Source organism: Hydrogenophilus islandicus (assembly GCF_054657095.1).
This window is the reverse complement of record NZ_BAAHXE010000015.1, coordinates 24,258-45,292: the sequence shown is the minus strand read 5'-3', so window position 1 is coordinate 45,292 and position 21,035 is coordinate 24,258. Positions and strand designations below refer to the sequence as shown.

Annotated in this window: 17 protein-coding genes; 15 read left to right on the top strand and 2 right to left on the bottom strand. The window is 63.2% G+C overall.

Going from position 1 to position 21,035, the window contains the following annotated elements:
- The first annotated feature begins 82 nt into the window (after positions 1–82).
- The 10 genes from ACYQ6T_RS06200 to ACYQ6T_RS06155 all read left to right on the top strand — a co-directional run bounded on the left by ACYQ6T_RS06200 (position 83) and on the right by ACYQ6T_RS06155 (position 13,796).
- Entirely contained in the window at positions 83–2,647 is a 2,565-nt protein-coding gene (locus ACYQ6T_RS06200; RefSeq protein WP_459828867.1) for an acyl-CoA dehydrogenase, read from the top strand.
- Between the two features lie 17 nt (positions 2,648–2,664).
- The gene (locus tag ACYQ6T_RS06195) at positions 2,665–3,945 is read left to right on the top strand and encodes an acetyl-CoA C-acetyltransferase (protein ID WP_459828861.1); all 1,281 of its coding nucleotides are present in this window, start codon (positions 2,665–2,667) and stop codon (positions 3,943–3,945) included.
- Between the two features lie 10 nt (positions 3,946–3,955).
- The gene (locus tag ACYQ6T_RS06190) at positions 3,956–5,971 is read left to right on the top strand and encodes a 3-hydroxyacyl-CoA dehydrogenase NAD-binding domain-containing protein (protein WP_459828859.1); all 2,016 of its coding nucleotides are present in this window, start codon (positions 3,956–3,958) and stop codon (positions 5,969–5,971) included.
- 31 nt (positions 5,972–6,002) lie between these two features.
- Positions 6,003–6,401 (top strand): acyl-CoA thioesterase, encoded by a 399-nt coding sequence (locus ACYQ6T_RS06185; RefSeq protein WP_459828857.1) that lies wholly within the window; start codon positions 6,003–6,005, stop codon positions 6,399–6,401.
- A 49-nt stretch (positions 6,402–6,450) separates the two neighbouring features.
- Positions 6,451–7,803, top strand: a complete 1,353-nt coding sequence (locus ACYQ6T_RS06180) for an OmpP1/FadL family transporter (RefSeq protein ID WP_459828855.1) — start codon at positions 6,451–6,453, stop codon at positions 7,801–7,803.
- A gap of 96 nt (positions 7,804–7,899) precedes the next feature.
- A complete protein-coding gene (locus tag ACYQ6T_RS06175) occupies positions 7,900–10,281 on the top strand; it encodes a 3-hydroxyacyl-CoA dehydrogenase/enoyl-CoA hydratase family protein (protein WP_459828853.1) in 2,382 nt (793 codons plus the stop codon).
- An 18-nt stretch (positions 10,282–10,299) separates the two neighbouring features.
- Positions 10,300–11,499: an acetyl-CoA C-acyltransferase gene (locus tag ACYQ6T_RS06170; RefSeq protein WP_459828852.1), complete on the top strand. Its 1,200-nt coding sequence runs from the start codon at positions 10,300–10,302 to the stop codon at positions 11,497–11,499.
- Positions 11,500–11,530: 31 nt separating this feature from the next.
- Positions 11,531–12,058 (top strand): DUF4442 domain-containing protein, encoded by a 528-nt coding sequence (locus ACYQ6T_RS06165; RefSeq protein ID WP_459828851.1) that lies wholly within the window; start codon positions 11,531–11,533, stop codon positions 12,056–12,058.
- Entirely contained in the window at positions 12,055–12,861 is an 807-nt protein-coding gene (locus tag ACYQ6T_RS06160; RefSeq protein ID WP_459828850.1) for an enoyl-CoA hydratase/isomerase family protein, read from the top strand. Before ACYQ6T_RS06165 ends, ACYQ6T_RS06160 begins: the two co-directional genes overlap by 4 nt.
- A gap of 14 nt (positions 12,862–12,875) precedes the next feature.
- Entirely contained in the window at positions 12,876–13,796 is a 921-nt protein-coding gene (locus ACYQ6T_RS06155) for an MBL fold metallo-hydrolase (protein ID WP_459828849.1), read from the top strand.
- Positions 13,797–13,824: 28 nt separating this feature from the next.
- Here ACYQ6T_RS06155 and ACYQ6T_RS06150 read toward each other — a convergent pair whose 3' ends face one another.
- Together ACYQ6T_RS06150 and ACYQ6T_RS06145 are read right to left on the bottom strand one after the other, a co-directional pair.
- Positions 13,825–15,510 (bottom strand): acetate--CoA ligase, encoded by a 1,686-nt coding sequence (locus ACYQ6T_RS06150; RefSeq protein WP_459828848.1) that lies wholly within the window; start codon positions 15,508–15,510, stop codon positions 13,825–13,827.
- Positions 15,511–15,559: 49 nt separating this feature from the next.
- Positions 15,560–16,870, bottom strand: coding sequence for a nucleoside recognition domain-containing protein (locus ACYQ6T_RS06145; RefSeq protein WP_459828846.1), 1,311 nt, complete (start codon positions 16,868–16,870; stop codon positions 15,560–15,562).
- Between the two features lie 105 nt (positions 16,871–16,975).
- Here ACYQ6T_RS06145 and ACYQ6T_RS06140 point away from each other — a divergent pair, with 105 nt between their 5' ends.
- Genes ACYQ6T_RS06140 through ACYQ6T_RS06120 form a run of 5 tightly spaced genes read left to right on the top strand, consistent with a single transcriptional unit; the run spans position 16,976 to position 21,034 of the window.
- Positions 16,976–17,452, top strand: a complete 477-nt coding sequence (locus ACYQ6T_RS06140) for a DUF2802 domain-containing protein (protein WP_459828844.1) — start codon at positions 16,976–16,978, stop codon at positions 17,450–17,452.
- A 53-nt stretch (positions 17,453–17,505) separates the two neighbouring features.
- A complete protein-coding gene (gene fliW / locus ACYQ6T_RS06135) occupies positions 17,506–17,943 on the top strand; it encodes a flagellar assembly protein FliW (RefSeq protein WP_459828842.1) in 438 nt (145 codons plus the stop codon).
- 13 nt (positions 17,944–17,956) lie between these two features.
- A complete protein-coding gene (locus ACYQ6T_RS06130) occupies positions 17,957–18,337 on the top strand; it encodes a RidA family protein (protein WP_459828840.1) in 381 nt (126 codons plus the stop codon).
- Positions 18,334–20,403: an ATP-dependent DNA helicase RecG gene (gene recG / locus ACYQ6T_RS06125; protein WP_459828838.1), complete on the top strand. Its 2,070-nt coding sequence runs from the start codon at positions 18,334–18,336 to the stop codon at positions 20,401–20,403. The genes ACYQ6T_RS06130 and recG overlap by 4 nt, the downstream gene beginning before the upstream one ends.
- The gene (locus ACYQ6T_RS06120) at positions 20,396–21,034 is read left to right on the top strand and encodes a chorismate--pyruvate lyase family protein (protein WP_459828837.1); all 639 of its coding nucleotides are present in this window, start codon (positions 20,396–20,398) and stop codon (positions 21,032–21,034) included. The genes recG and ACYQ6T_RS06120 overlap by 8 nt, the downstream gene beginning before the upstream one ends.
- Position 21,035 lies beyond the last annotated feature (1 nt).

The window sequence follows — 21,035 nt, the reverse complement described above, 5'->3', positions numbered from 1 at the left end:
AGTATACCGACTCTTGCACTCCAGCGTTTTTTTGCGTATCATTCAAACAAACGTTTGATCTGCACAGATAGGAGAGATCATGATGGTGTGGCTCTTGTTGCTGTTCCTCCCTCCCTTGGTGGTTGCGCTCGCCTACGGGCGAGCGCCCCTTTTTCTCTGGGGTGGAGCAATTTTGGCTTGGTGGTTGGCGCTGGCGGTCACGGGGTCATTCCCCGTTTGGCTGACGGTGTTGGTTGCGCTGTCTTGGTGTGGGGTTCTCTTTGTCATAGGGCACTCGCCCACCCGGAAACGGTGGGTGACGGCGCCGCTCTTCAAAGCGTTTGCCCGAGCGTTGCCGCAGATGTCGCAGACCGAACGGGACGCATTAGAGGCCGGGACAGTCTGGTGGGAAGGGGAGCTCTTTCGCGGCAATCCCGATTGGCAGAAGTTCTTGGCCTATCCGTGGCCGAAATTGACGCCGGAAGAGGAGTCTTTCCTCAAGAACGAAACCGAAGAGCTCTGCCGCATGGTGGATGATTGGGAGTGCAGTCTCAGGAAGGATTTGCCCGACGAAGTGTGGCAATTCATCAAGGAGAAGGGTTTTCTGGGGATGATCATCCCGAAAGAGTATGGCGGTAAAGGGTTTTCTGCCTACGCCCACTCGCAGGTGATCACGAAACTCTCCACGCGCTCCAGTGCCCCTGCGGTCACGGTGATGGTACCGAACTCGTTGGGTCCGGCGGAGCTGCTCCTCCACTACGGCACCCCAGAGCAGAAGTCCTACTACCTGCCACGCCTCGCGCGCGGTGAGGAGATTCCCGCTTTTGCCCTCACCAGCCCGTGGGCGGGGTCGGACGCGGCGTCGATTCCCGACGCCGGGGTCGTCTGCCTGGGCGAATACCAGGGCAAGGAGGTGATCGGGATCCGGGTCAGTTTCAACAAGCGCTACATTACCCTGGCGCCGGTGTGTACAGTCTTCGGTTTGGCATTCCAACTCTTCGATCCGGAAAACCTCCTCGGCAAAGGGAAAGAGATCGGCATCACGCTCGCGCTCATTCCGGCGAACCACCCTGGTGTCGAGATTGGCCGCCGCCACCTCCCGCTCGACGCGGTGTGGATGAACGGCCCGATCCGCGGCGAGGATGTCTTCATTCCGCTCGACTTTGTGATCGGCGGCGAAGCGATGGTCGGTAAAGGGTGGCGGATGTTGATGGAGTGTCTGGCTGCGGGCCGGTCGATCTCGCTTCCGGGGTCGAACACGGGGATGCAGCAGGTGACGGCGCGTGCCGTCGGCGCCTACGCACGGATCCGTTACCAGTTCAAGACCCAGATTGGCCGCTTCGAAGGGGTCGAGGAGGCGCTCGCCCGGATCGGGGGCAACACCTACCTCTGTGACGCTGCACGGGTATTTACCGCTGGAGCGGTCGACCTTGGTGAAAAACCCTCGGTGGTTTCGGCAATCGTCAAGTACCATGTCACCGAACGCGCCCGGCAGACGGTGAATGACGGTATGGACGTCGTCGGCGGCAAAGGGATCTGCCTTGGGCCGCAGAACTTCCTGGGGCGTGCCTACGAGCAGATTCCCGTGGGCATTACCGTGGAAGGGGCCAATATCCTCACGCGGAGCCTGATTGTCTTCGGCCAGGGGGCGGTACGTTGCCACCCCTATGTGCTGGAGGAGATGCGGGCGGCGCAGAATGGTGACCTCGATGCGTTTGATCGCGCGTTCTGGAGCCACATCGCCTACACCCTCAACAACGGTGCGCGGGCGCTGGTCATGGGGCTCACGGGTGCGCGGTTTGTGCGCGTGCCGCAGCAGGTTGCCCCCGAATGCCGGCGCTACTACCAGCAGCTCACCCGTTTTTCGGCCGCTTTTGCTTTCCTTGCTGACGTTTCGATGGGGGTTTTGGGCGGCGCGCTCAAGCGCAAAGAGCGCCTCTCCGCGCGGTTGGGCGATATTCTCTCGCAACTCTATCTGGCGAGCGCCACCCTCAAGCGGTTCGAGGCCGACGGTCGCCCAGCGGGAGACGCGCCGTTCATGCATTGGGCGATCTGGGACGCCTTTTTCCGTGCCCAGGTGGCGTTTGTCGGCGTGATCGACAACTTCCCGTTGGCGCCTGCCCGGGTGCTCGCGCGCTTCATGACCTTCCCGCTCGGTCGCCCCTTCCGCACCCCGGATGATCGTCTGGGTCACCGCGTCGCGATGGGGTTGATGGAGCCGGGGGCGACGCGCGATCGGTTGACCGCGTTGGTCCATCTGCCGCAGTCGCTCGACGAACCGATCGGCGCGCTCGAAGCGGCGCTGGTGGCGACCTGTGCGAGCGAACCGATCGAAGCGAAACTGCGCGAGGCGCAAAAAGCGGGGCGGTTCACACCGAGCCTTGAGGCGCTGGCAAGCGGCAGCGTCGATGCGATCTGGGAAGAGGCATTGGCGCAGGGCGTCATCACCGAGGCAGAATACCGCACCGTGGCGAACCGCAACCAGTTGCGCGACCTGGTGATTCGCGTCGATGACTTCCCGTACGATTTTGACGTGAAGAGCGCCGCCCAACGGATTCCCGACGATCGGATCGCCCGCACTGCTGCGGTGCCGCCCGCGATGCGCCCTTGGCCTGAAAAGCGGCGGCAGGCGATCGCGGCGGCTCGAGAAGTTTCCGTTGTTCAGTAACGAAGAGGAAGCGTCACGTGGCACGAACGGTCTATCTGGTCGATGGGGTGCGTACCCCCTTTTTGAAAGCAAAAAGCGAACCGGGGCCGTTTCGTGCCTCAGACCTCGCAACTCGGGCGCTGCAGCACTTGCTGTTGCGCCAGCCGATCGCACCGGAACAGCTCGATGAAGTGATCATCGGCTGCGCAGCGCCGCGTGCCGATGAGGTCAATATCGGCCGCGTGGTGGCGCTCCGCGCGGGATGCGGTCTCAAAGTGCCTGGGTGGACCGTGATGCGCAACTGCGCGTCAGGCATGCAGGCCATCGACTCCGCTGCGGCGCAGATTCTCGCCGGTCGCGCTCATCTGGTTGCCGCTGGTGGCGTCGATGCGCTCAGCCATGCGCCGGTGCTCTTCTCCGACGCCTTCGTTCGCTTCCTGGGGCGCTTCTCTACTGCCAAAACTCTGCCGCAGAAGGTGGCCGCATTGCGCGATCTGCGGCTGCGGGACCTCAAGCCCGTGATCGGTCTGATGAAAGGGTTGACCGACCCGGTCGTCAAGCAGTTGATGGGACAGACGGCCGAGACGCTGGCGACCCGCTTCGCGATCGAGCGGGACGAGATGGATGACTTTTCGGTCGAGAGCCATCGTCGTGCCGCTGCGGCGCACGACTCTGGTTTTTTCGCCCATGAAATGGTACCGCTCTTTGACGAAGAGGGGCGGGCCCATACACGGGACGACGGCGTTCGACCCGACTCCTCACGCGAAAAGCTGGCGAAACTCAAACCCTTCTTTGATCGCTACGGCCGCGTCACACCGGGAAACAGCTCCCAGATCACCGACGGGGCGGCGATGCTGCTTTTGGCCTCGGAAGAGGCGGTGGAGCGGTATGGCCTCGAGCCAGCAGCGCGGTTGGTCGATAGCCAGTGGGCGGGGCTCGACCCGGCCCAGATGGGGTTGGGGCCGGTCCATGCCGCCACGCCGCTGTTGCAACGCGCTGGGTGGTCGCTGGAGCAGGTCGACTTCTGGGAGATCAACGAGGCGTTTGCTGCCCAGGTGCTGGCTTGCCTCCGCGCCTGGGAAGATGATACCTATTGCCGCAACGAGCTGGGGTTGCCGAAAGCGCTCGGGCGGCTCGACCGCAGCCGTCTCAACGTCGATGGGGGTGCGATCGCGCTCGGCCACCCGGTTGGTGCCAGTGGTGCGCGCATCGTCTGGCATCTGGTCGAAGTTTTGAAACGCCACAACGCGCGCCGCGGAATCGCCGCGATCTGCATTGGCGGTGGCCTGGGCGGGGCGATGCGGATCGAACGGGTCTGAGGGGCAGGCAATGCGCGAGGAACGGATGGAACATCTCAGCTGGTCGGTCAATGAACGCGGGGTGGCCTGGCTCTGGCTTGACGCCGCAGGCCGCAGTGCCAATACCCTTTCCGAGCCGATTTTTGCCGAGATGGAGGCGGCGCTGGAGGCGATCGCTCAAAGCGGCGCGAAAGGAGTCGTGATCGCCTCGAAAAAGCCCGCCGGTTTCATCGCCGGCGCCGACGTCGAGGCGTTCGCTGCTTTGCCCGACGCGCAGGCGGCGCGCCGTCTGGTCGAGCGCGGGTGGCGCTTCATGGAGCGTCTTGAGCGCTATTCTCTGCCGACGGTCGCCCTCATCCATGGCCACTGTCTTGGCGGGGGGCTCGAGCTTGCTCTGGCTTGTCGCGCCCGTGTCGCCGTTGCCGATCGGGGCACCAAACTGGCTCTGCCGGAGATCATGCTCGGCATCTACCCCGGTTGGGGGGGGATGATGCGCTTGCCCCAACGGATCGGTCCGAGCCGGGCGTTGCCGCTGATGTTGACGGGTAAGAGCGTAGATGCCCGCCAAGCAAAGCGCCTCGGTCTGGTCGATGAGGTGGTGCCTGAGCGGGTGGCTGCCTTGGCCGCTGAAGCCTGGATTGTCAACCCGCCAGCGCGGCGCGCGAAACGCCCGCTCCTTGAGCGGCTGTGGGAAGGGCCGCTCAAACCGCTCCTGGTGCGGCAAGCAGAAAAAATGGTCCGCCAACGCGTGCGGCAGGAGCACTACCCCGCACCCTACGCGGTGCTTCGCTGCTGGAGCCGCTTTGGCGGCAATCCGCTGACGGTGCCCCCCGAGGATCCCGCCAGCATCGAGACCCTCGCGAACCACCCCACAACCCGCAATCTGCTCCGTGTATTCTTCCTCCAAGAGCGGCTCAAACGTTTCGGGAAAGAAACGGTTGCCCCGGTGCGCCATGTCCACGTGATCGGCGCTGGTGTGATGGGGGCTGAGATCGCCATGGTCTGCGCCGCGCGGGGGTTCGTCGTCACGTTGCAAGATCTCTCGCACGAGGCGCTCGCGCGGGCGCAAAAAGAGGCGGCGCGTTGGTTCCGCTCCCGTTTTCGGAACGATGAGACGGCGTTGCGCGCCGCGCTCGACCGTTTCATCCCCGACCCCAAGGGGACTGGCGTGCGTCACGCCGATCTCATCATCGAAGCGGTGGTGGAAAAACTCGAAGTCAAACAGCGCCTCTTCGCCGAGGTCGAGCGCAACGCCCGCCCCGACGCGCTCCTTGCCACCAATACCTCGAGCCTGTCGATCGAGGCGATTGCCGAAGCGATGGCCAACCCTAAACGGCTCGTGGGCATCCACTTCTTCAACCCGGTCCGCAAAATGGCGCTTGTGGAGGTGGTTGAAGGGGCGCAGAGCGACCGCACCCAGGTTGAGCGTGCATTGGCCTTTGTCGGCCAACTCGACAAACTCCCGCTGCCGGTGCGTTCCGCGCCTGGATTTCTGGTCAATGCCGTGCTGGCTCCCTATCTGATGGCGGCGTTGCAGGCGGTGGAGGAGGGGTACACGCCCGAGGTGGTCGACGCGGCTCTCGAATCCTTTGGCATGCCGATGGGGCCGATCGAGCTCGTCGACACGGTGGGGCTCGATGTCGCCCTGCTTGCGGGGCAGCAGCTGGTGGGCGATCGGCGCGACCCACCCCCCCGCCGCTTGCAGCAGCTGGTCGATGCCGGAAAGCTGGGTAAAAAAACCGGTGAAGGGTATTACCGCTGGGTGAAGGGGCGAGCGGTGAAGAAAAAGGTGGCTCCTGATGCGATCCCGAGCGATTTGGCGGAGCGAATCGTCGCGCCGCTCGTTGATGCAGCCGAGCGGTGCGTCGCGAACGGCGTCGTGGCCGATGCCGACCTTGCTGACGCCGGGGTGATTTTTGGCACCGGTTTTGCCCCGTTTCGTGGCGGACCGTTGCATTGGCGCAACAGTCAAAACGGGGAAAACGGGGAAAAAATGGGGGTAGGCGCTCCTGGGGTTCAAACAGCTGTTAGAAATCGGTTATCATAAAAACCGGTTCTCCATCGATTGGGCGCAGCAGATGACCGTGACGTTACCCGACAAACAGCCGGAACTGAGGGTGATGCCGATGCCGGCCGACCTCAACCCAGCCGGGGATGTCTTCGGCGGCTGGGTCATGGCGATGGTCGATATCGCTGGCTCCTTACCCGCGCGGCGGCGCTCCAAAGGGCGGGTCGCGACGGTGGCGGTGAACAGCTTTGTCTTCAAGCAGCCGATCGCGGTCGGCGATGTGGTCAGTTTCTACGCCGAGATCGTCTCGGTGGGAAGAACTTCGATCACCGTGGATGTCGAGGTCTTTGCCGAAAGGCACCCCGAATCGCCCATGGTGGTGAAGGTGACGGAGGCGCGTTTGACCTATGTCGCGCTCGACGCTCAGGGCAACAAACGCGAAGTTCCGAAGGAGGCGCCCTCTGCATAAGCAGGTGGGACAGGTTTTTTTGGTCTGGACAGAAGGAGGAGTTTGACCCATGAAAGCAACCTTTCGTTTGACGACACTGGCGGGGGCGCTCTTTGCCGCCGGTCTTTCGTCAGCCTATGCTGGCGGCTTCCAGCTGCTCGAGCAGAACGCGAGTGGCATCGCCAACGCCTACGCGGGGTCGGCGGCGGTCGCTGATAACGCTTCTACGATCTTCTTCAACCCCGCCGGGATGACGGCGCTTGCCGGGCAACGGGAAGTTTCTCTCGGCCTCGCGGTGGTGAAACCGAGTTTCAAATTCACGAACCAGGGGAGCCTCGCTGCAGTCCCGCCCCTCACTCCAGTTCCCGTTCCCCTTACCGGTAGCAACGGCGCCGACGCTGGGGACTGGGCCGCGATCCCCAACGGCTACTATGCACAGCGAATCAACAATCAACTCTCCGTCGGTGTCGGTTTTGGCGCACCTTTCGGCTTGAAGACCGAATACACCAACGATTGGATCGGCCGGTTCCAGTCGACCCTCTTTGACATCAAGACGATGAATGTCAACCCCTCGGTGGCTTACCGGGTCAACGACAAACTTTCGCTTGGCGCTGGCATCAGCATCCAGAAGATGGAGGCGACCTACGATCGGTTCGCAAGTCTCTTTGCGCCCGCAACGCTGAAGGCGCTTGGGGTGACCGATGCGATGATGCAGGGTACCAAACTGCGTCTGAAGGCCGATGATGTCTCGCTCGGCTGGAATGTCGGTCTTCTCTTCCAACCGACAGAGGCGACGCGCATCGGCCTCTCATATCGCTCGAAAGTCAAGCAGGAGCTCACGGGGACGCTGACCGCTACCGGCCCGGCCGCTGCAGTTCTCTCGAACCCGGCCATTGGTGCTGCGGGCGTCAATGCCAAGGTGAATGTCGATCTGCCCGATACCTTCATCGTCAGTCTCACCCACCAGCTTGACCCGCGCTGGGAGCTGTTGGCCGATATCTCTTGGACGGGGTGGAGCAGCATTGACGTGTTGCCGATTCTTCGTACCTCGGGCAAGCAGGCGGGATCGACTGCCGACCAGCTCGACGCTCATTTCCGCGACACCTGGCGCGTCGCGCTCGGCGCCAATTACCGCTACAGCGACGCATGGACGATCAAATTCGGTGTCGCGCACGACGAAGCGCCGGTCAAGAACGCCAATACCCGTCTGGTGTCACTCCCCGACAACAACCGCATCTGGCTCTCGTTCGGTGCGCAGTGGCGGCCTGATCGCGTGACGCGCGTCGATTTTGGCCTCGCTCACCTCTTCATCAACAACCCGCGCATCAGCCAGAACCAGATCGCCAAAGGGAAAGGTTGGGTGATCGGCGAGTACGATGGCAACATCTGGCTCACGGGTGTGCAGTATTCGCGGTCGTTCTGACCGAGCCTTGCCAAAAGGTGAAGCCGCCCCTTGCGTGGGCGGTTTTTTTGTGCTATCTTTCAAACAAACGTTTGAACCAACTCAATGGAGGCACCAGTGGAACGCATTGTGATTCGTAAAGTGGCCGTTTTGGGGGCGGGGGTGATGGGGGCGCAGATCGCCGCCCACTGCACCAACGCCAACGTCCCGGTCGTGCTCTTTGATCTGCCCGCGAAAGAGGGGGACAAAAACGCGATCGTCAAGAAGTCGCTCGCGACCTTCGCGAAGCTCGATCCCAAACCGTTTGCCGCAAAGGACCGGCTTCAGTTTATCGAACCGGCCAACTACGAAACCGATCTCGCCAAGCTCGCCGAATGCGACCTCGTGATCGAAGCGATTGCCGAACGGATGGAGTGGAAGCGCGACCTCTACACCAAGATCGCGCCGCACCTTGCGCCGCACGCAATCGTCGCGTCGAATACCTCGGGGCTGTCGATCGAGGCGCTCGCCAAGAATATCCCCGAGTCGCATCGCGCCCGCTTCTGCGGGATCCACTTCTTCAACCCGCCGCGCTACATGCCGCTGGTGGAATTGATCCCCACCGCGCAGAGCGACGCCGCCCTGATGGATGCGCTCGAGACCTGGCTCACGGTCCGGTTGGGTAAGTCGGTGGTTCGCGCCAAAGATACCCCCAACTTCATCGCGAACCGCATCGGCGTCTTCTCGATTCTTGCGGTGATGCACCACACCGAGCGGCTGGGGCTCGGTTTTGATGAGGTCGACGCACTCACTGGCCCCAAGATTGGCCGACCCAAGAGCGCCACCTACCGCACTGCGGACGTCGTTGGGCTCGATACCCTGGCCCACGTCATCGACACGATGACCCAGCATCTTGCCGATGATCCCTGGCACCGCTACTTCGCCAAACCGGCGTGGCTGCAGCAGCTGATCGAAAAGGGGCAGTTGGGGCAGAAGACCAAGGGGGGAATCTACCGCAAAGAGGGCAAAGCGATCCTGGTGCTCGATCGCCAAAGCGGCTCCTACCGGCCGGCAGCGGGTGAGGTGGCGAGCGAAGTCGACGCGATCCTCGCTGAGCGTGACCCCAAAGTGAAATTCCAGAAATTGCGCGCGAGCAGCCACCCGCAGGCGCAATTCCTCTGGGCGATCTTCCGCGATGTCTTCCATTATTGCGCCTACCATTTGGGCTCGATCGCCGACAACGCGCGCGATCTCGACCTGGCGATGCGGTGGGGATTCGGCTGGGCGATGGGTCCCTTCGAGACCTGGCAGGCGGCCGGTTGGCGGGAGATAGCCGACGCGATTGCGGCTGAGGTCGCGGCCGGCAACACGATGGCGAATGTCCCACTGCCGCAATGGGTCACCGCGGTTGATGGGGTGCATACGCCCAGCGGCTCTTTTAGCCCCGCAAAAGGGGCGATGGTGGGGCGCAGGAACCTCCCGGTCTATCAGCGGCAGCTCTATCCGGAGCGGGTGTTGGGTGAAGCGATCGACGATCGCGGCGAGACCCTCTGGGAGAATGACGGGGTGCGTCTGTGGCGCCGTGCCGATCAAGATCCCCGGATCGGGATCATTTCGTTCAAGAGCAAGATGCACGCCATCGGCGACGAGGTGCTCGACGGCGTTCTGGAAGCGGTTGCGCGCGCCGAGCGCGATCTCGATGGCCTGGTGATTTGGCACGAGGCGCCGTTTGCCGTTGGGGCGAACCTCAAGCAGGTGGCTGAAGCGTGCGCCGCCGGTCAGTTCGACCTTCTGGAGCGGACCGTGGCGAAATTCCAAGAGGCGAGCATGCGGCTCAAGCACGCTGCGGTTCCTGTCGTCGCCGCGGTCGAAGGGATGGCGCTCGGTGGCGGGTGTGAATTCGTGATGCACGCGGCCCACCGCGTCTTTGCCCATGAGTCGTACGTCGGGCTGGTCGAGGTGGGGGTCGGGCTCATTCCCGCTGGCGGCGGGTGCAAGGAGTTTGCGTTGCAGGCGCACCGCATGGCCCAGCGCGCCGCAGGGGGCGACGTTTTCCCGTTCATCCAGACGGCGTTCCAGACGATTGCCCAAGCCCAGGTGGCGAAGAGCGCGCTCGAGGCGATCCAGATGGGGTTTGGCCGTGCGGGGGACGATATCGTGATGCATCCGCGCGAGCTCCTCTACGTGGCGATCCGCCGGGCGCGGGCGATGGCTGACGCGGGCTATCAGGCGCCGCTCCCTGAGCGGGAGATTGTCGTTGCCGGGCGCAACGGGATTGCCACCTGCCAGATGTTCCTGATCAATATGCTGGAAGGCGGGTTCATCAGCGAGTACGACTTCCGCGTGGGAACGGCGGTGGCGCGGGCGCTCTGTGGTGGCGACGTCGAAAGCGGGATGAGTGTCTCCACCGAGTGGATTCTGGAGGTTGAACGCCACGAATTCGTCGAGCTCCTCAAGCAGGAGAAAACGCAGCAACGGATCCAGCACATGCTGACCACGGGTAAGCCGTTGCGTAACTGATCGAAAGGGGAAAGAAAGATGACCAAACCCATTCAAGACGCCTATATCGTCGCTGCAGTTCGTACTCCGGTGGGCAAAAAAGGGGGGATGTTCCGCCATGTTCGTCCCGACGACATGTTGGCGCACGTCCTCAAAGCGGTGGTGAGCCAAGTACCGGGCCTTGACCTCACGGAAATCGGCGACGTGATCGTCGGCTGCGCGATGCCTGAAGCCGAACAGGGGATGAATGTTGCGCGCATTGGACTGCTGCTTGCCGGTTTCCCCAATAGTGTCCCTGGGATCACGATCAACCGCTTCTGCTCCTCCGGTGTCCAAGCCGTGGCCGACGCGGCTGCGCGGATCCGTCTCGGCGAGGCGGACGTGATGATCGCCGCGGGGACCGAATCGATGTCGGTGATGCCGCAGATCATGGGGAACAAGGTGAGCCTGAACCCCGCTGTCTTCGAAAAAGAGGAGAACTACGCGATTGCCTTCGGTATGGGGCTCACCGCCGAGAAGGTGGCGCAGAAGTGGGGTATTTCGCGCGACGACCAAGACGAATTTGCTCTGGCGTCGCACCAGAAAGCGCTTGCTGCGATCGACCAGGGGCTCTTCCGCGACGAGATTGCCCCTTATCCGGTGCGCACGCACCTGCCAGGTGAGGGGGGCGTTCCCCGCGTCGTCGAACAGGTTGCGGATACCGACGAAGGGCCGCGGCGTGACACCTCACGCGAATCGCTTGCACGGTTGCGGCCGGTCTTCGCGGCTCGCGGTACGGTGACCGCGGGGAACAGCTCGCAGATGTCCGATGGCGCAGGGGCTGTGCTCTTGATGTCGGAGGCGGCGGTCAAACGCTACAACGTCACGCCGATTGCCCGGGTGGCCGCGTATGCCGTTGCGGGTGTGCCACCGGAGATCATGGGGATTGGGCCGGTTGCGGCGATTCCCCAAGCGTTGGCGCGCGCCGGCATCCGCCAAGAGGATCTCGACTGGATCGAACTCAATGAAGCGTTTGCCGCGCAGTCGCTTGCGGTGATCCGGGAACTCGGGCTCGATCCCGCCAAAGTGAACCCGCTCGGTGGCGCGATTGCGCTTGGCCATCCGTTGGGGGCGACGGGCGCGATCCGTACCGCAACGGTGATGAGCGCGATGAAGCGCGATCCCAAAGTGAAATATGGCATGGTGACCATGTGTATCGGGACCGGAATGGGCGCGGCGGGCATCTTCGAGCGCGTATGACGGCAGCGTCAAAGGAAAGGGGGCGCGCGCGATGCGCTCGCCCCTGATGCGATATATCCCCCGCCGCTATTGGCACCACGCCTTGCGGTGGGGGTTCAACTTTTATCCCTCTTACCGCGCCACTGGCGCATGGGTCGAAGAGGTCGCGGCAGATCTGCGGCGGATCGTCGTGCGGCTTCCCCACTCGTGGCGTACCTCCAACCCGGCGGGCGCTACTTTTGGTGGCGCACTCTACGCCGCGGCCGACCCGATGTTTGCCGTGATGCTCGCCTATAATCTGCCGGAGCGGACGGTGGTTTGGGACAAGGCCGCTGCCATACGTTACCGCCGCCCTGCGCGTAGGACCCTTCGCGCCGAATTCGTTCTCCCCGCGGAGATCATCGCTCAGGTCGAGCATGACCTTGTCACAGTTGGCCGCTCAGAAGCGATTTTTACTGCCGTGTGGCGCGATGAGGCGGGGGTCGAATACACTACGGTGGAGAAGACGGTTTTTGCCGCGACCCCCGACTATATGCGGGCACGCCGCGAACTCAGAGATCAAGGAGCGACTCCTTTATGAACGACTATCAAACCCTTTTGGTCTCGGAAAAGAGCCCGGGAATCTGGGAATTGCGTCTCAATCGGCCCGAGACGCTCAATGCGCTGTCGATGCAGATGCTCGAGGAGCTCGCGCACGCGGCTGGAACGCTCTACGACAACCCGCAAGTGCGTGCCCTGATCGTGGTGGGTGCGGGTGACCACTTCATGGCGGGTGGCGATTTGCGCGATTTTTACCGCTCCCTCTCTCTTTCTCCTGAGACTCGGCGGGCGCAGTACCGTGCGGTAATCGAGCGCGCGGCCAACGTCTTGGTCGAACGCCTCACCCACGCTCCTTTCCCGGTGGTTGCCGCGGTTCGTGGTGCGTGTGCGGGGTTTGGGCTGTCGCTTGCGTTGATGGCCGACCTGATCGTTGCCAGCCGCACGGCGTACTTCACTACCGCCTATCTCAACATCGGCCTCTCGGCCGATGGCGGGATGTCTTATCTTCTGCCTCGTGCAGTGGGGGCGAAGCGCGCGGCGCGTTGGCTCTTGTTGGCCGAGCGCTTTACCGCGGAAGAGGCGTACGCTGCCGGGGCAGTCAGCGAGTTGGTCGACGACACTGCGCTCGAGGAGCGGGTGATGGCGATCGCCACCCGCTGGGCACAAGGGCCGCGCCACGCTTTGCAGCGGATGAAGCGGCTCCTTGCGGACGCGATGGAACACTCGCTCGAAGTCCAACTCATCGAGGAGGCGGACGCCTTCTCCAGCTGTTCGGCAACCGCCGAATTTGCCGAAGGGGTGACCGCGTTTCTCGAAAAGCGCGCCCCCCGTTTCCCCGCTTAGGATCACGCCGCGTCGTGACCCCGACCGCGTTGCCTCCATCGCTTCGCGTCATTGAGCGCGGCTGGCTCTCCTCCAACAGCGTCTTGCTGTTTGACGGCGATGAGGCAACGCTCATCGACAGCGGTTACGTGACCGAAGCGGAGGAGACGGTGGTGCGGGTGGGCGCAGAACTCGCTGGCCGCCGTTTGGTGCGGTTGATCAACACCCATTCCCACTCGGACCACCTAGGGGGTAACGCTGCGCTGAAGAGGGTGTTCGCTTGCCGAATCGCCGTTCCAGCGGCGTTGGCGCCATTGGTGCGCCGCTGGGACCGTGACGCGCTCCTCCTTTCGGTGGCAGGGCAGAATGCTGAACCCTTCCCCGTCGACGAGACGATCGAGCCGGGCGACCTTTTTCGTGCCGGAGGTCTTGTTTGGCGCGCGATCGCTGCTCCCGGCCACGACCCGTGCGCCCTGGTCTTCTACGCTCCCGATCAGGGGATTCTGATCTCCGGTGACGCCCTCTGGGCCGATGGATTTGGAATCCTCTTCGGGGCGTTGCTCGGCACCGACGAGGCACTTGCCGCTACGCGCACCACGCTTGAAATGCTGCAACGGCTCGAGGTTGAGTGGGTGATCCCCGGCCATGGACCTCCTTTTCGCGATTACGCCGCCGCGCTCGAGCGGGCTTGGGGGCGGTGGCGGGCGCTTGCCGAGGATCCTACGCGCATTGCACGCAACGCGGTGCGCGCCTGTGTGGCTTTCTCTCTCTTTGAACAGCGGACGCTTACCCGAACGGCGCTGGAACGGATGTTGGCCGAAATTCCGCTCTTTGCCATCGCCAACGAGCGTTTTCTCCACCTCTCTCCGCAAGCGCTCGCCGACTGGGTTGCAACGCAGCTCGTTGCGGCCGGGCGGGCGCGCTGGGAGGGGGAGCAGCTGGCCGCCGTTCCCTGAGCCCCTTCCTGCAGAGGGTACTGCGAACTCAGCTGCTGCTGCGACGCTGCGCTTCCCGCTCACGCAGGATTCGGCGCTGGATTTTACCGGTGGTGGTCATCGGCAAGGCGTCGAGAAATTCAATTTCGCGCGGCGTCTCATAGGGGGCGAGGTGGCGGCGGACATGTTCGCGCAGCGTTTCGGCCAGTTCCGCGCTCTCTTGCCAGCCTGGCTGCAGCACGACAAACGCCTTGACGAAATTCCCCTTTGTCTCGTCGGGGACGCCAATCACTGCAGCGTTGGCTACGGCCGGGTGTTTCATCAGGCAGTTTTCGATCTCGTTCGGACCGATGCGGTAGCCGCTGCACTTGAAAACGTCGTCGAGGCGTCCGCGGTACCAGAAATAGCCGTCGTGGTCACGGACCGCCAAATCCCCTGTGCGTCCCCAGGCGTTTGCACTGCCGGGGTCGCCGAAGAACTTGTTGCGGGTGGCTTCGGGGTTGCGCCAGTATTCCAGGAAGAAAATCGGGTCGAGGGAACCGTGACAACTGCGGCGGACACAAATTTCCCCCTCTTCACCCGGGGGGAGCTCATGGCCCTCTTCATCCAGTACTGCTACGTCATGGCCCGGGTAGGGGAGTCCCACGGCACCTGGTTTCGCGGGCCAGCGGCTACTGCATCCGCCCAGAAGGTAATTGATCTCGGTTTGACCGAAGATTTCGTTGATGGTCACCCCGAGCTGACTCTGCGCCCACTCTTGCAGGGTTTCTCCCACCGCTTCACCGCCACTCATGATTGTGCGCAGAGCTAAGCGATAGCGTTGGGTAGGTTGTGGCGCGTACTTCATCATCATTTTGAGCGCGGTGGGAAAGAGAAAGGTGTTGCGGACTTCGTAGCGTTCCAGGAGCCAGAAGGCCCTTTCGGGATCGAAACGGCCCTGATAGGCAAGGAGCGGCTGGCCAAAATACCAGGTGGGGAGAAGAACGTCAAAAAGGCCACCCGTCCAGGCCCAATCGGCAGGGGACCAGAAGAGATCGCCTCGCTTGGGGTAGAAGTCGTGTGAGCAGACAAATCCTGGAATGTTGCCCAAAAGGGTACGGTGGGCCATCAACGCCCCTTTGGGGTTGCCGGTCGTGCCGCTGGTGTAGATGATCACTGCGGGGTCGTCGACCGTAGTGCGCACTGGGTTGAAGTGATCGGATGCCTTGTCGAGCGTCGCATGCCACTCCCGGATCCGTCCCGTGCAGGCCACCCTTTTCCCGTCCCCAACGAACAACAGATTCTGCAGGTGGGGAAGTTCGCCGATGGCCTCCACCTTGGGTAACGTGGTTTCGTCGACGATGGCGACTTTCGCTTCGGCGTGGTTGAGGCGGTATTCGAGGGCGTCGGGGCCGAAGAGGTGGGACAGCGGAAGGGCGATTGCCCCCATTTGGTAACAAGCGATGTGGGCGATCGCGGTCTCGGGGCGCTGAGCCATGACGATCGCCACCCGATCGCCACGCGCCACGCCAAGCGCTTGCAGCGCGTTACTCAGGCGATTCGCGGCTTTTTGAATCTCCCAAAAGCTCCAGCTTTGGCGCTTCCCTTGTTCATCTTCAAAAAAGAGGGCAAGGCGCGATCGGTCAGAAGACCAGCGGGTACAGCAGGCATAGCCGATGTTGAAACGGCGGGGGATCTGCCAGCGGAAATTGAACCACAACGTCTGCCAATCGGGGGCTTTGCGATCGAGTTTCATCATGGTCTCCTCCTCTTGCGTGGATTGTTGTTCCCTTTATCCTAGCGCACTAGCTGCCATAAAGCCACCGGACCGCAACAACAGCGGTGGCAATCCCGGCAATGTCGGCGAGAATCGCCGCGGCAAGGGTGTGGCGCACGCGCTTCACTCCGACCGCACCGAAATAGACCGCCAAGACGTAGAAGGTGGTTTCTGTCGAGCCCTGGATTGTCGAGACGAGCCAACCCACCAAGGTATCGGGGCCCGTCTCGGGGTGGCTCATGATCTCCGCCATCACGGCGTACGCGCCAGAGCCCGAAAAGGGGCGCAGGAGGGCCATCGGAAGGGCTTCTGCCGGCATCCCTAACGGGGTCGTAAGCGGAGAGATGAGCGTAATCACCGCTTCCAGCGCGCCACTGGCGCGGAACATCCCGACCGCGACGAGGATCGCGACGAGGTAGGGGATGATACGCAGCGCCACCTGAAACCCGTCGCGTGCACCGTCGACAAACACCTCATAAAGGGCAACCCTGCGCGCCGCACCGAAGAGGAGAAACGCGACGATCAAGCCGGGAATGAGCCACGCCGAAAGCGCCGACCCGAAACGCCACGTGAGCGGGACGAGCGCGGCAATCGCGGCAAAAAAGAGGAGCGTCGCCCAAAGGGGGTAAGGGGCAATCGTGGGTGACGGGGCGTCGGGGGCTGGGCCAGAATTGGGTATTTCCGGGTATCCGTCATGGTCTTGCATGCCCGAGCACGGTGTCGGGTTGGGCGTTTCCACGCAACGGATGGGAAAGAAGCGCGCGAGTGCCCACGCGGAAAAACCGGCGACGAGCGTCGAACAGGCGGTGGCAATCAGCGTCGTCGGAAAGATCGCAGCCGGGTCGGTAGAACCGAGGCTGGCGCGCAACGCGATGACACCGGTGGGGAGGAGCGTCAGTCCCGAGGTGTTGAGCGCGAGAAACATCGCCATCGCATTCGTTGCGCTCTCCGGGTGGGGGTTGAGGCGTTGCAACGCCTCCATCGCGCGGATGCCGAACGGGGTCGCGGCATTGCCGAGCCCCAAGAGGTTGGCGGAAAAGTTCATCACCATCGCCCCCATCGCCGGGTGGTTTGCCGGAACGTCGGGAAAGAGCCGCACCATGAGGGGGTAGAGGAGCCGGGCGACAATCGTCAACAGTCCTCCCGCTTCGGCAATCTTCATCAGACCGAGAAAGAGGCTCATCGCCCCGACGAGTCCAATCGCCAGCGTCACGGCTTGCGCAGCGGAGTCGAGCGCCGCTTTGGAGACGGCGGCCATCGTGCCGGTAAGACCGGTAGCTTCCCGCCAGGCGGCAGTGGCGAACGCGGTGACGACCAGAAAGAGGAAGAGTCGGTTCATGGCGAAATTACGAGGAGAAACGGCCGATATTTTGCCCGATTGCGGTGCGGGTTGCGCGGTAGGATGATATTGACGGGCTCTTGACAGGGATGCAAGGAGCGTGCGATGACGGCATTTGTGATGGTGGTGATGGCGGGTTCCTTTGCCTGGTTGGTGCTGGAAGGGTGGCGCTGGTGGCGGGCGGGTCCATCGCTTGCAGCACCAGAAGTGCCCCCCTTTGCGGCGCAGCTTGCGACGCGCGCACTCGAACAGCGGATCGATCAGCTGCAGGTGGTGGTCACGACCCAACAAGAGCAGATCGCAGCACTTCGCGCCGAGCTCGACGCCCTCAAGGCCGGCTCAAGTAAAGGGGCGGTAGCAAGCGGCTGCGATGAGGTTGTTTCAGAGCAGGGCGTTTCTCCGGCGGCGGCAAGCCGCGCTCCAGTGACCGAGGTCTCTCCCGAATATGCCGAGCCGCTCGCACTCGCTCGTCGGGGTGCCGACCCTGAGGAGCTTGCGCGGCGCTGCGGCGTGACCCTAGCAGAAGCGCAGTTGATCTGGGCGCTGGCCCAAAGTGGCGGACGGGCAGAGGCTGCTGCGTGATCTGTTGTTTTTCCTTTGGTGTATGATTGAAAAAAGTTTGCAAGGAGCGGACCATGAAATTGACAAGCCCAGTGGTGGGGGAGATCGAGGTCGACGAAGCCAAAGTGATCCATTTTCCCAAAGGTTTGGCAGGTTTCCCGAAACTCACCCGTTTTGCCCTCGTCCATGAGGAGCCAGCGCAAGGGGAGACGCCGCGCGTCTTCATCATGCAGTCACTCGACGACCCCGAGGTCGCCTTCTCGCTGGTGACCCCTGAGACGCTCGGCGTGCGTTACGAATTGGAACTCTCCGACGATGAAGTGGCGCTCCTTCAGGCTACCGCTCCTGAGGATGTCGTGATTGCCGTGATCGTGCGGCGGGATGAGGAGCACCCCGAAAGCCATGGTCTCAAAGCCAACTTCATGGGGCCACTGGTGATCAATTCCGCGACGCGCCAGGCCATGCAAAAGATCTTGGACCGTTTCAACTGTGATATCGTGATCCGCGGATGAGGAGCTTTGCGCGATGATCCGCCCGATTCAAACCTCTGATGCCCCACAGGCGATTGGGGCCTACTCCCAGGCTATTGTCGCTGGGGATTTTCTCTTCATCTCCGGGCAGCTCGGTCTCGATCCCGCGACGATGACCCTTCGTGAAGGGTTTGAAGCCCAGTGTCACCAGATGTTTCAGAATCTGCGCGCGATTGCGGAAAGTGCCGGGGTTGGGCTCGATCGCGCAGTGAAATTGACGATCTTTCTCACCGATCTCGCCGATTTTGCGCAACTCAACACCATCATGGCGCAATACGTTCCGGAACCGTTTCCTGCACGCGCGGCGGTTCAGGTTTCGGCACTCCCCAAAGGGGGGCTCGTTGAGGCCGACGCGATTCTCTATCTGGGGCGGTGAGCGCCACCCCGCAACCCCGCTTTCCGCTTGAGGCGTGGCCGGGAATCGGCCCGGCGGTTGCTGCTCGTCTGGCGCGTCTCGGGGTGCAGCAGCCCGAGGATTTTCTCTGGCTTTTGCCGCTGCGTTACGAAGATCTTACCCGGGTGACGCCCATTGGGTTGCTCACGGCAACACAAGAGGCGCTGATTGAAGGGGAGGTGGTCCGGGTCGAAGAGCGGGCGCGCACCGTTGGCCAGAGCGAAAAGAGTCTTGTCGTTCATCTGGCTGACCCCTCAGGCGTCATCGTCGGGCGGTGGTTTCGCCTCTTTCCCAGCATCCGGCAAAAGCTCCAGCCCGGGCGGCGTTGGCGCTGGTACGGGGAGGTGCGGTGGCACTATGCGGGGGGGTATGAGATGATCCACCCGCGTCTGATTGACCCCAAAGAGCCACTCCCTGCCACCTTGACCCCTGTCTACCCCTGTGTCGACGGCCTCAACCAGCCGCAGCTGCGCCGCTGGGTGGCCAAAGCGCTGACGTTGGTGCCGCTTACCGAGTGGCTCGATGAGGAGCGGCGGCGCAGCTGGCGCCTTCCCCCGCTTCCTGAAGCAGTCCGGCTCCTTCACCAGCCGCCAGCCGGAATTGCCCCCGACCATCCAGCGTGGCGTGCGGCGCGAGCGCGGTTGGCGCTCGACGAGCTGGTCGCCCACCAGGCGTCGATGCGCCGTGCCCGCCACGAGCGCCTGGCGTGGGCGGCACCCGCGATTCGCGACCCCGCAGGGGAAGCAGCGGCAGCGCAACTCCAGTCGCGCCTGCCGTTTGCGCTGACCCGCGCGCAGCAACGGGTGGTTGCCGAGATTGCGCACGACCTGACGTTACCCACGCCGATGCACCGGCTGGTGTTGGGCGACGTGGGAAGCGGCAAAACGGTGGTGGCGGCGCTTGCGATTGCCCAAGTGGTTGGATGTGGCTACCAGGCGGCGCTCGCGGCCCCCACCGAGATCCTCGCGCAGCAGCACGCCACGAAGCTTACCCCGCTCTTTGAGGGGATCGCCCCGGTGGCGCTCATCACCGCCAGCACACCGGCGCGCGAACGGAGCGAATGGGCGCAGCGGCTCGAAGCGGGGGAGGCGATCGTCGTCGTCGGCACCCATGCCCTCTTGGAAGACCGAACGCCGTTGCCGCGGTTGGCGCTCGCGGTCGTCGACGAACAGCACCGCTTCGGCGTTCGCCAGCGGGCGCGGTTGCGCGAAAAATGCGCCGCTTGGCGTCCGCACCTCTTGATGATGTCGGCCACCCCCATTCCGCGGACCCTCGCGATGGCCTGTTACGCCGACCTCGACCTCTCCTTTCTTGACGAACTCCCTCCCGGGCGGCAACCGGTCACCACTTCGCTCCTCCCTCTTTCGCGCAAAGGGGAGCTGATCGCCCGCGTCCGCGCCTGGTGCGCGCAAGGAAAACAGGCCTACTGGGTCTGCCCATTGATTGAGGAGAACGAGCAGCTCTCGCTCAACGCCGCCGAAGCGGTCTATGCCGAGCTCACTGCGGCGATGCCGGAGGTTTCGGTGGCGCTGCTACACGGCCGGATGAAACAGGCGGAGAAGGAGGGAATCATGGCAGCGTTCGTCGCGGGGCGCGTGGCGCTTCTCGTTGCGACGACCGTGATCGAGGTCGGCGTGGACGTTCCCAATGCGAGTCTCATGGTGATCGAACACGCCGAACGGTTTGGCCTTGCGCAGCTGCACCAGTTGCGCGGCCGGGTGGGGCGCGGGGTGGAGCGGTCGTTCTGTGTGTTGCTCTATGACGAGCCGCTTTCAGCCATCGCCCGCGAGCGTTTGGCGACCTTGAAGCGCGAAAACGATGGTTTCCGCATCGCCCAGACCGACCTCCAACTGCGTGGCCCGGGGGAACTCACCGGCGTGCGGCAAAGTGGGGTGCCGCTCCTGCGGGTTGCCGACCTCGCGCGCGACGAAGCGTTGATCCCGACTGCCCAAGGGCTTGCCGACGAGCTCATCGCCCGTTCTCCCGAATGGGTGGAGCGCCTGATCGCCCGCTGGCTCCCCCATGCACGGTGGGCCACCCATGCTTAACGGGGTTCAAGGGCGGCTGCCCGCCCCATGGCGCGCGGCGAATGCGACGATCCCCCACCCCTGGCGCGGTTGGTTGCGGGGGAGGGGATCGCTCACCGCGCGAATTCAGTCCTACTGCCGCAACGACTTCGCCGTGATTCCCCTTCGCCAAGAGCGGGCGCGAATGAGCTGCGATGAACAGCAGGTGCTTGAGAGTCACCTCCCCGTTGCCTGGGTGCGGGAAGTGGTGCTCCTTGCCGACGGCGTCGCGGTGGTCTTTGCCCGTTCCGTTCTTCTGCCAAGGGCAAGAACGGCTTGGCCGCTCTTTTTCTGTGCGGGGAAAAGGCCTTTGGGGGCGCTCCTTTTTGACGATCCCGCGGTTTGCCGCGGGCCGCTTGAAGCAGCGAGAATCGACCCCCGCCACTCGCTCTGGCGCTTAGCGACGCACTACGGCCTCTTAGGCGCAGCGGCGCCCCTTTCGCACACCCCCCTGTGGGCGCGACGTTCGCTTTTTTGGCGCGAAGGGCAACCGCTTCTCGTGCAAGAGCTCTTTTTGCCCGCGATCACGCGCCTCGATCTGCGGCTTGGTTTGGGTGTGGCAACACCTCAACGCCCAGCGAATCCCGGAAGTAGTGACGGCGCTTCAGGGTGAG

Excerpts from the sequence above, each read along its gene's own strand:
- ACYQ6T_RS06200 (WP_459828867.1), top strand. The coding sequence starts at position 83 with ATGGTGTGGCTCTTGTTGCTGTTCCTCCCTCCCTTGGTGGTTGCGCTC.
- ACYQ6T_RS06190 (WP_459828859.1), top strand. The coding sequence starts at position 3,956 with ATGCGCGAGGAACGGATGGAACATCTCAGCTGGTCGGTCAATGAACGC.
- ACYQ6T_RS06185 (WP_459828857.1), top strand. The coding sequence starts at position 6,003 with ATGACCGTGACGTTACCCGACAAACAGCCGGAACTGAGGGTGATGCCG.
- ACYQ6T_RS06180 (WP_459828855.1), top strand. The coding sequence starts at position 6,451 with ATGAAAGCAACCTTTCGTTTGACGACACTGGCGGGGGCGCTCTTTGCC.
- ACYQ6T_RS06170 (WP_459828852.1), top strand. The coding sequence starts at position 10,300 with ATGACCAAACCCATTCAAGACGCCTATATCGTCGCTGCAGTTCGTACT.
- ACYQ6T_RS06165 (WP_459828851.1), top strand. The coding sequence starts at position 11,531 with ATGCGCTCGCCCCTGATGCGATATATCCCCCGCCGCTATTGGCACCAC.
- ACYQ6T_RS06160 (WP_459828850.1), top strand. The coding sequence starts at position 12,055 with ATGAACGACTATCAAACCCTTTTGGTCTCGGAAAAGAGCCCGGGAATC.
- ACYQ6T_RS06150 (WP_459828848.1), bottom strand. The coding sequence starts at position 15,510 with ATGAAACTCGATCGCAAAGCCCCCGATTGGCAGACGTTGTGGTTCAAT.
- ACYQ6T_RS06145 (WP_459828846.1), bottom strand. The coding sequence starts at position 16,870 with ATGAACCGACTCTTCCTCTTTCTGGTCGTCACCGCGTTCGCCACTGCC.
- ACYQ6T_RS06140 (WP_459828844.1), top strand. The coding sequence starts at position 16,976 with ATGACGGCATTTGTGATGGTGGTGATGGCGGGTTCCTTTGCCTGGTTG.
- fliW (WP_459828842.1), top strand. The coding sequence starts at position 17,506 with ATGAAATTGACAAGCCCAGTGGTGGGGGAGATCGAGGTCGACGAAGCC.
- ACYQ6T_RS06130 (WP_459828840.1), top strand. The coding sequence starts at position 17,957 with ATGATCCGCCCGATTCAAACCTCTGATGCCCCACAGGCGATTGGGGCC.
- ACYQ6T_RS06120 (WP_459828837.1), top strand. The coding sequence starts at position 20,396 with ATGCTTAACGGGGTTCAAGGGCGGCTGCCCGCCCCATGGCGCGCGGCG.